The 14182-nt window shown below is 57.7% G+C and carries 13 protein-coding genes; 3 read left to right on the forward strand and 10 right to left on the reverse strand.

Going from position 1 to position 14182, the window contains the following annotated elements:
- Window positions 1-7: 7 nt before the first annotated feature.
- The 7 genes from hflK to tsaE all read right to left on the reverse strand — a co-directional run bounded on the left by hflK (window position 8) and on the right by tsaE (window position 8098).
- Window positions 8-1219 (reverse strand): FtsH protease activity modulator HflK, encoded by a 1212-nt coding sequence (gene hflK, locus ABJT94_RS05590; protein WP_348477105.1) that lies wholly within the window; start codon window positions 1217-1219, stop codon window positions 8-10.
- Between the two features lie 64 nt (window positions 1220-1283).
- A complete protein-coding gene (hflX, locus tag ABJT94_RS05595) occupies window positions 1284-2597 on the reverse strand; it encodes a ribosome rescue GTPase HflX (RefSeq protein ID WP_348477103.1) in 1314 nt (437 codons plus the stop codon).
- Between the two features lie 53 nt (window positions 2598-2650).
- Window positions 2651-2893, reverse strand: coding sequence for an RNA chaperone Hfq (gene hfq / locus ABJT94_RS05600; protein ID WP_028669518.1), 243 nt, complete (start codon window positions 2891-2893; stop codon window positions 2651-2653).
- A 329-nt stretch (window positions 2894-3222) separates the two neighbouring features.
- A complete protein-coding gene (gene miaA, locus ABJT94_RS05605; RefSeq protein ID WP_348477101.1) occupies window positions 3223-4218 on the reverse strand; it encodes a tRNA (adenosine(37)-N6)-dimethylallyltransferase MiaA in 996 nt (331 codons plus the stop codon).
- Window positions 4219-6108 carry a DNA mismatch repair endonuclease MutL gene (gene mutL / locus ABJT94_RS05610; RefSeq protein WP_348477100.1) on the reverse strand — a complete coding sequence of 630 codons (1890 nt, stop codon included), beginning with the start codon at window positions 6106-6108 and terminating at the stop codon, window positions 4219-4221.
- 96 nt (window positions 6109-6204) lie between these two features.
- Window positions 6205-7560: an N-acetylmuramoyl-L-alanine amidase gene (locus ABJT94_RS05615; RefSeq protein ID WP_348477099.1), complete on the reverse strand. Its 1356-nt coding sequence runs from the start codon at window positions 7558-7560 to the stop codon at window positions 6205-6207.
- Window positions 7561-7603: 43 nt separating this feature from the next.
- Complete coding sequence (gene tsaE, locus ABJT94_RS05620; RefSeq protein WP_348477098.1) at window positions 7604-8098, reverse strand: tRNA (adenosine(37)-N6)-threonylcarbamoyltransferase complex ATPase subunit type 1 TsaE; 495 nt, start codon at window positions 8096-8098, stop codon at window positions 7604-7606.
- A 147-nt stretch (window positions 8099-8245) separates the two neighbouring features.
- Here tsaE and queG point away from each other — a divergent pair, with 147 nt between their 5' ends.
- The gene (gene queG, locus ABJT94_RS05625) at window positions 8246-9331 is read left to right on the forward strand and encodes a tRNA epoxyqueuosine(34) reductase QueG (RefSeq protein ID WP_348477096.1); all 1086 of its coding nucleotides are present in this window, start codon (window positions 8246-8248) and stop codon (window positions 9329-9331) included.
- 15 nt (window positions 9332-9346) lie between these two features.
- Here the strand turns inward: queG and ABJT94_RS05630 are convergent, their stop codons facing one another.
- The gene (locus ABJT94_RS05630) at window positions 9347-9961 is read right to left on the reverse strand and encodes a YigZ family protein (RefSeq protein WP_348477095.1); all 615 of its coding nucleotides are present in this window, start codon (window positions 9959-9961) and stop codon (window positions 9347-9349) included.
- A complete protein-coding gene (locus ABJT94_RS05635; RefSeq protein ID WP_348477094.1) occupies window positions 9958-10560 on the reverse strand; it encodes a GDSL-type esterase/lipase family protein in 603 nt (200 codons plus the stop codon). The genes ABJT94_RS05630 and ABJT94_RS05635 overlap by 4 nt, the downstream gene beginning before the upstream one ends.
- Window positions 10561-10737: 177 nt before the next feature.
- On the opposite strand from ABJT94_RS05635, the gene ABJT94_RS05640 reads away from it, so the two are divergent.
- Complete coding sequence (locus tag ABJT94_RS05640; protein WP_348477092.1) at window positions 10738-11802, forward strand: BamA/TamA family outer membrane protein; 1065 nt, start codon at window positions 10738-10740, stop codon at window positions 11800-11802.
- Window positions 11802-12701, forward strand: a complete 900-nt coding sequence (locus ABJT94_RS05645; protein ID WP_348477091.1) for an ion transporter — start codon at window positions 11802-11804, stop codon at window positions 12699-12701. Before ABJT94_RS05640 ends, ABJT94_RS05645 begins: the two co-directional genes overlap by 1 nt.
- A 204-nt stretch (window positions 12702-12905) precedes the next feature.
- Here ABJT94_RS05645 and pobA read toward each other — a convergent pair whose 3' ends face one another.
- The gene (gene pobA / locus ABJT94_RS05650) at window positions 12906-14087 is read right to left on the reverse strand and encodes a 4-hydroxybenzoate 3-monooxygenase (protein WP_348477089.1); all 1182 of its coding nucleotides are present in this window, start codon (window positions 14085-14087) and stop codon (window positions 12906-12908) included.
- Window positions 14088-14182: the final 95 nt, after the last annotated feature.

Genomic DNA, 14182 nt, shown 5'->3' on the forward strand with positions numbered 1-14182 from the left:
AGGCTCCTCAGTTTGTGCGCCGGCGGTCGATTTCACGCAGAATCTGATCGGTCAGATTGCGCACTTCGCTGCTCGACAAGTTGTTCATATTTGACCCACCTGGATTCAATACCTGCTGGCCTGACCCGCTGCTGGTGCTGCCCAAGGAACCACTGGCATTATTGCGCAGTTGATCCAGCGGCAAATACATCATGTTGTTGCCACCTTCGACATCCACCAATACTTTATTGGTGTTTGCGTAGATGCGTGAGATCGACTCCAGATAGAGACGTTCGCGCGTCACCTCCGGCGCTTCGCTGTAGGCACCCAGAATGTTGGTGAAACGGTCGGCTTCACCGGTAGCATTCGCGACGACCTGCTCGCGATAGGCCTGAGCTTCTTCCAACTGCCGACGCGCACGACCCTGAGCCACTGGTAAAATCTGGTTGGCATAGGCCTGGGCTTCGTTGATCAAGCGCTGTTGATCTTCCCGCGCGGTAATCACGTCATCAAACGCTGCCTGCACCTGTTGTGGTGGCGAGGTATCGTTAATGTTCAACTGAGCCAGCTCGATGCCCACATCATAGAGATTCAGGTAATTCTGCAAACGCTGGCGAACCGACACTTGAATCTGGTCACGACCCACCGTCAGTGCCTGCTCCAGAGTGGCAGACCCAATAACGTGACGCAAAGCAGACTCAGCAGCGTTGGCCAAGCTGGTTTCCGGCTGCTGCACGTTCAGCGCAAATTTCTCCGCATCGGCAGCCCGGTATTCCACCGTCATGGTGACCGATACAATGTTCTCATCGCCGGTCAACATACTTTCCTGGAGCCGATAGCTGCGCACTTCGGTAACGTTCACTTTCTGATCAATCTGATCGATGAATGGCACCTTAAAGTGCAGACCAGGCAACTCGATGGTGCTGAACTCACCGAGACGCAAAATAACGGCCCGCTCGGATTCATCGACGGTGTAGATGGAGTCATAAGCCGCATAGGCCAGTACCACGACCAGCAAAATGCCCAATATGGCTCCAAAGCTGGCACCAGAACCACCAGAGCCGCCGGAACTGCCGCCGCCCTTGTTCTTGCCGCCACCGAGCCACTTGTTCAGTTTCTCGTTGACCTGCTTGAAGATTTCATCGAGATCCGGAGGGCCATCATTGCCTTTACGGCGCCGGTTCCCCCAGGGATCCTGATCGTTATTGTTGTTGCCATTTGGTGGTTCATTCCACGCCATGGTCGTCTCCGTTTTCAAATGATAAAGGATTGGGTTGATGGCATCGGCTCAGCGCCGATGGCCGTCACAACTCAAAAAATTCCCGGGGTTCGCTGACTCCGAACCGCTCCGCATCAAGCCCGTTTTTCTTCAGCAGCTGCCGCAAGTCTTTCTTCTGGATGCGTATATCCAGAATCGACAGCCCCTCGGCATCGTAATCCTCAGACAGTACCGCATTGTACTGATAGAGTGCAGCCCTTAAAGCCGATTCGTCCGGTTTCAGGCTGATTTTACGTGCAATGACCTCGTCACCTAAACATTCGGCGATCGCCTGTTGAATCAACGCCAGGCCCTGTCCGGTCTGCGCTGATACCCAGACTCGCACCGGACGCCCCTGGTCATTGCGTTCAATGGCGGGTTCAAAGTCGTCGAGCAGGTCAATTTTATTGAATATTTCCAGTCGGGGCAGGCCCAGCGAGCCAATTTCTTCGAGCACCAGTTCAACCTGCTCCATATTCTCTATACGGTCTTCATCGGCACAATCGACCACATGCAACAGCAAATCAGCGTCTGCCGTTTCCTGCAAGGTTGCCTTGAACGCCTGAACCAGCTTGTGCGGCAGGTGCCGGATAAAACCCACCGTATCGGCCAGAACGACTTCGCCCATATCGGGGATGCTTAACCGGCGCAGTGTGGGGTCGAGCGTCGCGAACAGCTGATCTGCGGCGTAAACCTCTGCCTGAGTCAGGGCGTTAAACAGCGTCGACTTGCCAGCATTGGTGTAACCCACCAGCGAGATGGTCGGGGTGTCCGACCGGGTTCGCGCGCGGCGACCCTGGTCGCGTTGTTTCTCAACCTTTTCAAGTCGGCGATGAATGGTGCTGATGCGCACTTGCAGCAGACGGCGGTCGGTTTCTAGCTGGGTTTCACCCGGCCCACGCAGCCCGATACCGCCCTTCTGACGTTCGAGGTGGGTCCATCCTCGCACCAGGCGGGTACTCTGGTACTGGAGCTGAGCCAGTTCAACCTGAAGTTTGCCCTCGTGGGTACGCGCCCGCTGGGCGAAAATATCGAGGATGAGGCCGGTGCGGTCGAGCACCCGGCATTCCACCGCGCGCTCAACGTTACGCTCTTGCGAGGGCGACAGGCTGTGATTAAACAGCACCACGTCCGCATCGCTGGCCTTTACCGCGGCTTTTATTTCTTCCAGCTTGCCCGACCCGACAAAATATTTCGGGTGTGGCGCCGAACGGGAACCGCCCAGACTGGCCACAGCAGTGGCACCGGCAGAGGTCACCAGTTCTTCAAATTCCTGGGGGTCTTCCCGGTTGGCAGATTCGGGAAAATCGACGTGGACCAATACGGCCCGGTCCCCGCCTTCGACACGTTCAAAAAACAATCAGACTCTCCGATACCCGATCATAGACCGGGCTGACCTGCAGAACAGCGCCATCACTCGATGGTGACTTCTTCGCTTTCGTGAGGAATTTTAACATTGCGTGCTGGCACCACGGTGGAGATGGCGTGCTTGTAGACCATCTGGCTCACAGTGTTTTTCAGCAGGATGACAAACTGGTCGAAGCTCTCAATCTGCCCTTGCAGCTTGATGCCATTTACCAGAAAGATGGAAACTGGAATACGTTCTTTCCGCAGCGCATTGAGGAAAGGGTCTTGTAACGAATGCCCCTTTGACATGTCGAACTCCTTTTAACGAAGGATTATAGTAATCGTTTATGGGCATTCCGACAGTGCCGAACGTCATTGGACATTCGGGCACCCGGCCTGCCGTTGATGGATTGCTCCAGCGTCACCATCGATACGGCTACCTGACAGGATAGTCCGCCTACCCGATTAAGAAAACGGGCAGACTACTGTCTTACTACGCAGGTAAGCGTATCCTGGGTCGACAAAAAGTCTGGGTTGTCGCGAATTGGCCGGCCAGAGCCCGCCAGATCACTTCACAATCCGCAAGATAATGTGGAATTGTAGGCGAATTTCAAGCTGATGTGGATGCAATTCGTTTACTAAAGTCCCGATTTACGCAAGATTTGCCACGCCTGGTCAATAATGCGTCGATCCCCATCGGCCCCGGCAGGGTCGAGCACGGCCAGTTCAGGCCACTTGCGCAACCAGGTCAATTGTCGTTTGGCCAGTTGTCGGGTGGCGGCAACGCCGGTTTCGATCATGGTCGGGTAGTCGATCTGTCCGTCAAGGTAGTGCCACATCTGGCGATAACCCACGGCCCGAATGCTGGGTAGATCCGGGTGCAAATCCCCTCTCGCCATCAGGGCCCTCACTTCCTGCTCAAAACCCTGATCGAGCATCAGTTGAAACCGCCGGGCTATCCGTTCATGCAACACGGCCCGGTCTGCAGGAACCACCGCCAGTTGAATCAGGTGCCAGGGGAAAGCCCCGGTCGCGTCGTGCGCCAGACGACCCTTGCCGTCGTTCACCGATTCAGCCCAGTAGGCTGAAATTGGCCGGCCGCTGACCCGATACACTTCCAGAGCCCGCGTCACACGTTGCGGGTTTTGCCGATCGATGCGCGCAAACGCAACCGGATCGACGGTTTCCAGCTCGCGCAGCAGCGATGCCAGCCCCTCGGTTTCCAACTGCACCTGCAGTGCCTGCCGTACCGCATCATCGGCCGGCGGCATGTCAGCCAGCGGCTCCACCAGGGCTTTGAAGTAGAGCATGGTGCCACCGGTCAGCAGGGGAATCCGGCCGCGCTGCTGAATGTCACTCATGGCAGCCAGAGCGTCGGTTCGAAACCGGGCCGCGCTATAGCTGTCGGCCGGGTCGCAGATATCGATCAGGTGATGGGGCGCCCGCTGCAGGGTGGCCGCATCGGGCTTGGCGGTGCCGATGTCCATGCCGCGAAACACCTGGGCCGAGTCGACGCTGATGATTTCGCATTGTCCGGCTTCCACCAGCGACAACGCCAGGTCGGTCTTGCCCGCCGCCGTTGGGCCCATCAGGAAAATCGCCGTTGGCTTTTCAGCCAGTGCTTGCGGGCTCACCTAACGCCCTCTCATAAACAACTTGTCCAGCTCGTCGAGCGACAACTGAGTCCAGGTCGGGCGGCCATGGTTGCACTGACCACTGCGCTCGGTACGTTCCATATCACGCAACAGGGCGTTCATTTCGGGAATGGTCAGCTTGCGATTGGCGCGTACCGAGCCATGGCACGCCATGCTGGAGAGAATTTCGTCGCGCCGGGCAACAATGGCATCGGAGGTTTCGTGCTCGATAAAATCGGCCAGAACCGACCGAACCAGCGGTTCCACATCCGCCTGCTGCAGATAAACAGGCGTCTGCCGAACAATCAGCGCATCTGGCCCCAGACGCTCAATCACCAGCCCGAAGTTTACCAGTAAATGCGCAAATTCTTCGGCGGCATCGGCCTCGCGCTCACTAACAGAGAGTTTCTGAGGCACCAGCACCGGCTGCGCCTGCAGGCCTTGCTGGTCGTACTGGCGTTTCATGCGTTCATAGGTAATGCGTTCATGAGCGGCATGCATGTCCACCACAATCAGCCCATGCTGGCTTTGCGACAGGATGAAGATGCCGTGCAACTGGGCAACCGCGAACCCCAGCGGCGGCATATCGCCGTCAGCCTCGGGCAGGGACTGGGTAGGCCGGTCCCAACCCTGGGTTTCGGGGCGCTCAGTCGCCACCTCCGACGAGGGGTATAACGCCTGGTAAAAGCCGACCTGATCGGCCACAGAAACCGGCTGTTCCCCTCCCGGGTAAGTTCGCTCATAACCTCCGCCGGGTGCTGAGGTGGGGGGTGACATGTCCATACGCTGCTGGGCGCCAAACTCGCCCGCCATAGCGCCGGTGGCCTGAGGCCGCAACGCCTGGGGCGATGCTGACTGCGCCCGGGACGGATCGGATTCGGCATCGGGCCGAACCTGCGCCAGCGCCCGGTGCAGTTGCCGAAACAGAAAATCATGCACCAGCCGCTGATCGCGAAAGCGGACTTCGTGTTTGGTGGGGTGCACGTTGACGTCCACCCCGCTCGGGTCGAGCTGCAAATACAACACGAAACAGGGCTGTCGGCCGTGGTAGAGCACATCCCGGTAAGCTTGCTTTACCGCATGCGATATCACCTTGTCGCGCACCACCCGGCCGTTCACAAAGAAGTACTGCATGTCGGCCATCGATCGGGAATACGTCGGCAAACCGACCCAGCCCGTCAGGTGCAAACCCGCCGCTTCGGCATCGATCACCAGGGCATTGTTCATAAAGTCGGGGCTGAGCAGTTGCGCGACCCGGCGTTCCTGCTCGGCCTGGGTCGTGGCCGGGCGCAAGGCGTGAATGGTCCGGTTGTTGTGACGCAGGCTAAAACCCACATCAAAACGGGCCAGCGCCTGACGCTTCACCACTTCTTCGAGGTGGTTGTATTCGGTTTTCTCCGTGCGCATGAACTTGCGCCGGGCCGGGGTATTGAAAAACAGATCGCGCACTTCGACGGTTGTGCCATCGGTATGGGCCGCGGGGAGAATCTCGGTGTTCATATCCTGGCCGTGCGTGTTCACTTGCCAGGCTTCGGCTTGCTCGGCTGGCTTCGACGTCAGCATCAGGCGCGATACCGAGGCAATACTCGCCAGTGCCTCGCCACGAAAGCCCAGTGAGGCGACGGCTTCCAGTTCATCGAGATTGTGAATCTTCGAGGTGGCGTGTCGATTCAGCGCCATGGCCAGGTCGTCCCGGACAATACCCGAGCCGTTATCGCGGATGCGCATCAGCTTCACGCCACCCTGCTCGATTTCGACATCCACGCGGGTAGCACCAGCATCCAGGCTGTTCTCAACCAATTCTTTCACCACCGAAGCGGGCCGTTCCACTACCTCCCCCGCCGCTATCTGGTTCGCCAGCCGGGGAGAGAGTGTTAATATTCGACGCATGCCATAACCTTCAATTACTCAAGTTCCGGGGCTCTGTTTTGCACGATTGCCGGATGTTCCGTGCCAGCGCTAATCGTTCAATTTCCAATGCCACCCCTAACCCTGTGGAATCAGAATCACCTGACCAATGCGAATGGAAGAACCGTTCAGTTGGTTCACTTCACGCAATCGGCTCACCGAGGTGTTATTGCGCGAGGCAATGCCCGACAGGGTATCGCCACTGACCACCACATAGCGACGCAAGGTGCCCGCTTCACGCTTTTGCCAGGCCACCCAGGTACCCGGAGGCGGGTTACTTTCGAACCATTGGGTCACTCCCTGGCGAATGGCCGTTGCCAGTTGCCGGCGATAATTTGCTGAGCCAAGATTCGCCTCTTCGGTCGGGTTGGAAATAAAGCCGGTTTCAACCAGCACCGACGGTACATCCGGCGATTTCAGAACCGCAAAACCGGCTTGTTCAACGCTGCTCTTATGCATTCGGGCCACTTGTTTCATGCGCCCCAGAATGTCGCTGCCCACATCCAGACTCGACCTCAGTGTTGCTGTCATCGACAAGTCAACCAGCACTGAGCGCAGTATTTCGTCTTTGTCTTCCAGGCTAATGCCGTTCACACCGCCAATCACATCGGCCGCATTCTCCTGGTTGGCCAGATACCCGGCCATGGCCGAGGTGGCGCCACTCGACGACAACGCAAAAACCGATGCTCCCGAGGCCTGCGGGCTGGTGAAGGCGTCGGCATGAATGGATATAAAGAGGTCCGCGCGTTTTTCGCGAGCTAGCTCGCGCCGGCGTTGCAGCGATAAATAGTAATCACCGGTACGCATCAGCACCGGTTCATAACCCCGCAGCTCGTCCAGTTGATCGTAAAGTTCCCGGGCAATGGCGAGCACCACGTCTTTTTCCCGCGTGCCGCTCGGGCCAATGGCGCCCGGGTCTTCACCGCCGTGACCGGCATCAATCGCCACGACGATGTTGCGCTGCTGGTTCGACAGATCATCGGCACTGCGACTGACCTGGCGTTCGCTCGGCTCCATGGACAGGCCCGGTGGCCGCTCCAGATCGAGCACCAGGCGATGCCCGTACTGCTCGTTCGGCCGTAAAACAAAGCTGCGCGGGCTCAGTTGGGTGGATAAGTCGAGCACCACGCGCAACTCTCCGCCCTCTCGCTGGGCACTGCGAATGCGGGACACGCCGCTGTTTTCCAGCGACAGACTTTCCAGGTTGGTATCAAGAGACACATCACTGATATCAACGACCACCCGGCTCGGATTGGACAACACGAATACCCGGTGTTCGACCGGACCGCTGAGGTCAAAGACCAGGCGAGTATTATCCGGCGCGGGCCAGATACGAGCGTCTTCAATTTCTGTGGCCCGGACCCCGCCAGCAGCACTGACCAGCCCCACAAGCACCAGCAAAGGTGCCGCAAAGCTTACAAACCATTGTTTCATTAACCGTCCCATCAATAAGTACATCGTGCTCGCCGCAACCCCATTACAACGCCTGTCCGGCCAGTTGCTGACTCAGTTGATCGACGATTTGCTGACCGGCTGTTGTAGCCCCGTCAAATCTGAGCAATCGACCGCCGCTGCCATCAGCGGCCCCGGCATCGCTGAAATGTACCACGACATCGGCGTCTGGCAACACGCCAGCCCCGCGCTCCGGCCATTCCACCAGCCACAGGGTGTCTGGCAGCAGGTAGTCACGCAGGCCCATAAATTCCAGCTCTTCAGCGTCGGCCAGGCGGTAGAGATCGAAGTGAACCACGGTTATACCGTCGCAGTCGTAGGGCTCAAGCAGCGTGTAGGTCGGGCTCTTGACCCTACCCGGCCAACCACAAGCCTGAATCACCGCGCGGCTCAGGGTGGTTTTGCCCATACCCAGGGTACCATCAAGATAAACGATGCCCCCTTTTGCGGTACGCACTGCGTTTGCCAGGCTGCGACCTACTGCATCCATGGCAACTTCACTGACAGTGATTGATAACACGATGTTCTGCTTCTCCCCGGCTGGCCAAATCACACCTAAACACACAAAGTGTAACATCAAGCTGCCACCGGTGCGGAGCCCATGGGTTGTCTAACGCCCTGGATGGCCGCACACTTTACACCCTGCTTCCAAACTGGCCCTTGCTGCATGCCCGCTGATACTCAAGCCATTCCCAGCCTCGATCTGGTTCATCTGACACAACGGATCAAGTCTGAAGCAGCCGCCCTGGGGTTTCAGGCGGCCCACATTGGCACCGGCAATACCGAAGCGCACCGGGCGAGCTATCTGGCCTGGCTGGAGGCGGGCTATCACGGCACTATGGAGTGGATGACCCGCAATCTGGATAAGCGTTTCAACGCGGCTGAGCTTCACTCCGGTTCACTGCGTTCCATTTCCGTGCGCATGGACTACCGGCCCGAGGGCGACATGCAAGCTGTGCTTGATGACCCAAACCAGGCCTACATCTCGCGCTATGCACTCGGCCGCGACTATCACAAACTGATGCGCAAGCGCCTGACCCAACTGGGCAAAACCATTGAAACCTGGGTCGGAGAACACGGCTTCAGAGCCTTTGTAGACAGCGCACCGGTTCTGGAGCGCCAGCTGGCGCAACAAAGTGGCATGGGCTGGCTGGGTAAAAACACCCTATTGCTGAACCAGCAGGCTGGCAGCTATTTCTTTCTGGGCGAGCTGTTTACCAACCTGCCATTACCACTGGACGCCCCCTTTGAAAGCCAGCACTGCGGCAGCTGCAATCGCTGCCTGACCGACTGCCCGACCGATGCCTTTGTGGGGCCGGGCGTACTGGATGCCCGTAAATGCATCAGTTACCTGACCATCGAACACAGCGGCCTGATCCCGGTTGAACTGCGCAGCAAAATGGGCAACCGCATTTATGGCTGTGACGATTGCCAGATCGTCTGCCCGTTCAACAGTTTCAGCGAACCGACCCGGGAAGCCGATTTTCAGCCTCGCCACTCACTGGACAACATCAGCCTTCTAACTCTGTTCACCTGGGACGAAGCCACCTTTCTGAGCAACACCGAGGGCTCTGCCATTCGCCGCATCGGCTTTGAGCAGTGGCAGCGCAACCTGGCCGTTGCCCTTGGCAATGCGCCGACCAGCGAGGCCATTATCGGGGCCCTGCAACGTCGCTACCCGGACGCCAGCCCGCTGGTTCAAGAGCATATTCGCTGGGCACTGGAGCAACATGGTCGGGTCGGAACGGTCTAGGGGGTTTACCTGACACTAGTTAGCCTCCGGCGATGCCCCTAACCGGTGTTCCATCAGATCATTCCGGTGCGGCGCCAGGGCGCAGAAATCACGACGAAGGTCTGCGAGCTGGCTCTCGGGCACCGTCACCTCCATCGTCACTCCAGTGGTGTATTCGATTCCCCCGGGAAGTAGCTGGTAGCGCTCCAGTAACCGGCGCAGTTCACTTTCCAGTGCGAATGGGCAGGCAAACACCCAGGGGTGCTGGGTTTCAACCGGCACCCACTCGGCCTGGTCCAACGCCTGGGAAATGGCGCCACCGTAGGCGCGAACCAGGCCACCCGCCCCCAGTTTGACGCCTCCGAAATAGCGCACCACCACCGCTAGCACGTTCACCAGCCGCTTGTGGCTGATCACATTGAAGATGGGTTTGCCAGCCGTGCCCGAGGGTTCACCGTCGTCACTCATACCGCTGTCGCCATCAACATAGAACGCAAAGCAGATATGCCGGGCATCGGAATACTGGCTACGCAACTCTGCCAGACGGGCCTGCACGGCAGCCCGGTCGGTCACCGGCTCCACCCAGGCCAGAAACCGGCTCTTTCGGACTTCAAGTTCCGCAAAAACAGGCGCTTTTAACGTGCAATTCAACCAAACCACCAACTGCGATCATTGCTGACCAGATCGAATATTTTCCGGTGACCAAAAGACCCAGGATGCAGGCGGTCGCCCTGATTCAGTTCGCGCCGGTATTGGACGTCGTCCTGAAGCGAGGTAAACAGGTCAACATAGGGGACCCGGGCCCGGGCGCAGAGTTCACGAAAGCCACCATTAATGCGCTTTATCCGGGCATTTTGCGCCGGATCGTAAACCGCGGGCGGCCCTACCAGGAGCGGCTTGTAATGCCCATGCACCTGCTTCAGCAGCGTGCTCAGATTCTGCCATGAGGTTTTGGCTGGCAGCGGGTCTGCGCCCCCCACCCCCACAGCATCCATCAGCCCAAACGCCAGAATCAGCCGGTTATCAGCACCGAGGGGCATCCTTGGCTCCAGCTCACTCAGCCGCCCAATTACAGCCTCGCTATTCTGGCCAACGATACCCAGGTTGTAGTAATTCAATGGCCCATGGCCTGCGCGAACGCTGTCGATCAGCGGGCCAGCCCAGCCCCGGTGTCCAGGGTCACCCTCGCCGCTGGCGATGCCATCGCCAAGCACACAAATATTAAGGTCTGTCAGCAATACGGAGCTCATACCATCTCTACTGCGGTGATCGTTCAGCCAGTATATCGGCAAACGACTCGGTCTTCTCCAGTCACCTGCGTCACATTAGCCGGTTCAGGCAGCGCCAATTCCTGCTTTCACCTTTTCGCCGCTGATCTGGCTGGTTATAGTGTTGGCTGTCTCCGGCTATCCAGACTCGAGTGCGCCATGAAAATAAAAACGTTATCCCTGCTTACCCTCACTGCTGCTATTGGCTCGGTTCAAGCTGAAAATCTGAAACCCGCTAACTGGGTGCTGCTGCCTGCCATTGGCTCAAGCCCCGAAACCGGCTTTCAATACGGCGCTTATGTGATGCGCCAGTTTGAACAAATCAGCCTGAACCAGCCTCAGGACCGTCTGGAACTGTTGCTGCAAGGCACCGCCAAAGGCCAGTTCCAGGCTTATATCTGGCCCGATTTTTATGTATCCGGTGGTGACTGGAACCTTTATGGCACCCTGGGCGGCAAATACTGGCCAACGCCCTATTACGAGCAAGGTAACGATACCGGTTTCGACGATGACGAGGAGATCTATGACCTCACGACCATTGAAACCGAGTTCGGCGCAGCCTATCGGGTGACACCCACCCTGCGAGTCGGGGGCCTTGTGTTCGCCGACAATGAATCAATAGAAGACGATGCCAGCGACCCGCTACTGAGCAGCGACCAGCGCGGATTTGAAGGCGGCTTTTACAGTGGCCTCGGGCTGACGGCGCGCTGGGATACCCGTAACGACAGAGACTGGCCGACGGCAGGCTCACAGGCGAGCTTCACCGGCCGCCAGTATTTCGAATTCCTTGGCAGCGACGATAATTTCGGCACCATAGAAACCGATGTCGGCCACTACATTGCCCTGGGCGATGACGTCATCGCACTCGGTGCCAACTACGATTTTGGTTGCGAGACCACCCCCTTCAGCCGCCTACCTCGCCCGGCCGGTGCCCGCACCCTGCGCGGTGCCGATGGCAACCTCTGGGTCGATCACCACTTGCTCGGTCTGCAATCGGAATACCGGATGACACTCACCCAGCGCTGGGCGGTGACCGGTTTTCTCGATACCGCCCAGGTGGCCAGTGAATTAAGCGAGTTCGGCGCGGACCGTTTCCACACCAGCATCGGCGGCGGCATTCGTTATTCCACCATCGCCGATTCCCGCTTTAACATTCGCGCCGATTTTGGTCTGGTCGACATGGAAAGCTTTGGGTTTGCGATCAGCGTGGGTGAAGCGTTTTAATGCCCAACCCACGTACCGACCGGTTCCATATTCCACGTGCCACGGAGCCCCGGGACCGGTTACCCGAAGAAGCACCACCGGAGCCACTGGCAAACTGGCGGCTGGCGCTGAATGACATTATTTTTGGCGCCGAATCGAAGGCCGGCAAGCTGTTCGATGTGGTGCTGATTCTGGCGATTATAATCAGCGTTGTGGCAGTGATGCTCGAAACCGTGAGTGCTGTGGTAGTCCACTACCGACCCCTGCTCATCGGCATCGAGTGGGTTTTCACGCTGTTGTTCACGATCGAGTACGGGCTGCGACTGGTCAGCGTGCGCCACCCGATGAAATACGCGACCAGCTTCTACGGCATAGTCGATTTGCTGTCGATCATTCCAACCTATCTGAGCTTGCTGATACCAGGCGCCAATACCTTGCTGGTGATTCGCATTCTGCGAATACTGCGAGTGTTCAGGGTGCTCAAACTGATTCATTACGTCAGCGAAGCTGAAATGCTGATGCAAGCCTTACGGGCAGGGAAACGCAAGATCCTGGTGTTTCTCTACAGTGTCGTCACCATGGTCGTTGTGTTCGGTGCGTTCATGTACCTGATCGAAGGGCCGGAAGCCGGGTTTACATCCATTCCCAAAAGCATCTACTGGGCGATTGTAACCCTCACCACCGTCGGCTATGGCGACATAACCCCAGTCACGCCGATCGGCCAATTTCTATCTACTGCCGTTATGATTACCGGCTACGCCATCATCGCCGTACCCACAGGCATCTACACAGCAGAACTAGCCTCGCAACTGCGCATTCAACGCGACAATCGCAGTTGCCCGGGCTGCGGAAAAACCGGCCACGAAGCCGATGCGGAATTTTGTCGGTTTTGCGGGGAAGAGATGGTGGACAAAGAGTAAAGGTGACTGGGAGGTTGCCTTTACTGCCCGTTGAATTGGATTTGGCGGCTGTGGGCCGCGACAGGCGCCGGGTGCTCTTTGGGAGGGACGCTGCAAGTACGTCCGTGTAAGCTCGGCGGTCCGCATCCATGCGGACCCACGCCCACCCAAAGAGCACCCGACACCTTTCGCTGGTCATCCTGGGTTTAACTATTTATCGCTAGTTCACTCTACTTTTTCGTACGGCAAACCTACGTAATTCTCCGCAATCACCGTCAGCCCTGCTTCCGACCCGGTAAAGTAATCCAGCTCAGCCAACTGCATTTTCTGATTGAACGTGTTCTCATCAAACTTGTGCATCATCGACGTCATCCACCAGGAAAAACGCTCGGCTTTCCAGATGCGGCGCAAGGCGATGTCGGAGTATTTGTCGAGCAATTCTGGCTTGCCATCGTGATAGGCGGCAATCATGGCATGGTACAGGGTATACACATCGCTGGCGGCGAGGTTCAGCCCTTTGGCGCCTGTGGGAGGCACAATGTGCGCCGCATCGCCGACCAGGAACATGCGACCGAATTTCATCGGCTCGGCCACAAAACTGCGCAGTGGTGCGATGCTTTTTTCGATGGATGGGCCGGTAACCAAACGGGCAGCTACATCTTCGGGCAGGCGACGTTTCAACTCTTCCCAGAACCGCTCGTCAGACCAGTCTTCCACCTTCTCATCCAACTCTACCTGGATGTAATAACGGCTGCGGGTGCTGGAGCGCATGGAACATAGGGCGAAACCACGTTCGTGGTTGGCGTAAATCAGTTCTTCATCGACCGGCGGTGTATCGGACAACACACCCAGCCAACCGAACGGATAAATACGCTCGTGCGTTTTCAGCACATCTTTCGGAGCGGTTTTGCGGGAGATGCCATGGTAGCCATCGCACCCGGCTATGTAGTCACATTCGAGGGTGACTTTCTCACCGTTTTTGACGAAAGTGACCGTGGGGGTATCGGTATCGATGCCATGAAGAGCAACGTCTTCGGCTTCGTATACAGACTGGGCACCCGCTGCTTTGCGCGCGTCCATCAGGTCTTTGGTGACTTCGGTCTGGCCGTACACCATCACGGTTTTGCCACCGGAGTATTGTTTCAGATCAACCCGGGCCAGTCGGTTGTCGAACGACAGGTGAAAGCCCTCATGCACCTGGCCTTCACGATCCATCCGCTCATCAACGCCGGCTTCGCGCAGCAAATCGACCATGCCCTGCTCCAGAACACCGGCACGAATGCGGCCCAGAACATATTCTTCACTGCGCTGCTCGATGATCACGTTGTCGATGCCCTTGCGGTGCAGCAACTGGCCGAGCAACAGGCCCGAGGGGCCAGCGCCAATAATCGCGACTTGGGTCTTCATGTTCTGTACTCCTGTCGATGAGATGCATAGCAGGCATGCGGGCACTGCAGCCCGGTTGCCTTAGTGGCTGCCTTTTCTTGTGCTGGTATTTTTAG

Source organism: Saccharospirillum sp., assembly GCF_039982735.1.
Lineage (GTDB): Bacteria > Pseudomonadota > Gammaproteobacteria > Pseudomonadales > Natronospirillaceae > Saccharospirillum.

Coding starts and splice junctions, on each gene's coding strand:
- ABJT94_RS05615 (WP_348477099.1), bottom strand. CDS start 7,560: ATGAAACAATGGTTTGTAAGCTTTGCGGCACCTTTGCTGGTGCTTGTG.
- ABJT94_RS05635 (WP_348477094.1), bottom strand. CDS start 10,560: ATGAGCTCCGTATTGCTGACAGACCTTAATATTTGTGTGCTTGGCGAT.
- hfq (WP_028669518.1), bottom strand. CDS start 2,893: ATGTCAAAGGGGCATTCGTTACAAGACCCTTTCCTCAATGCGCTGCGG.
- mutL (WP_348477100.1), bottom strand. CDS start 6,108: ATGCGTCGAATATTAACACTCTCTCCCCGGCTGGCGAACCAGATAGCG.
- hflK (WP_348477105.1), bottom strand. CDS start 1,219: ATGGCGTGGAATGAACCACCAAATGGCAACAACAATAACGATCAGGAT.
- ABJT94_RS05645 (WP_348477091.1), top strand. CDS start 11,802: ATGCCCAACCCACGTACCGACCGGTTCCATATTCCACGTGCCACGGAG.
- queG (WP_348477096.1), top strand. CDS start 8,246: ATGCCCGCTGATACTCAAGCCATTCCCAGCCTCGATCTGGTTCATCTG.
- ABJT94_RS05640 (WP_348477092.1), top strand. CDS start 10,738: ATGAAAATAAAAACGTTATCCCTGCTTACCCTCACTGCTGCTATTGGC.
- pobA (WP_348477089.1), bottom strand. CDS start 14,087: ATGAAGACCCAAGTCGCGATTATTGGCGCTGGCCCCTCGGGCCTGTTG.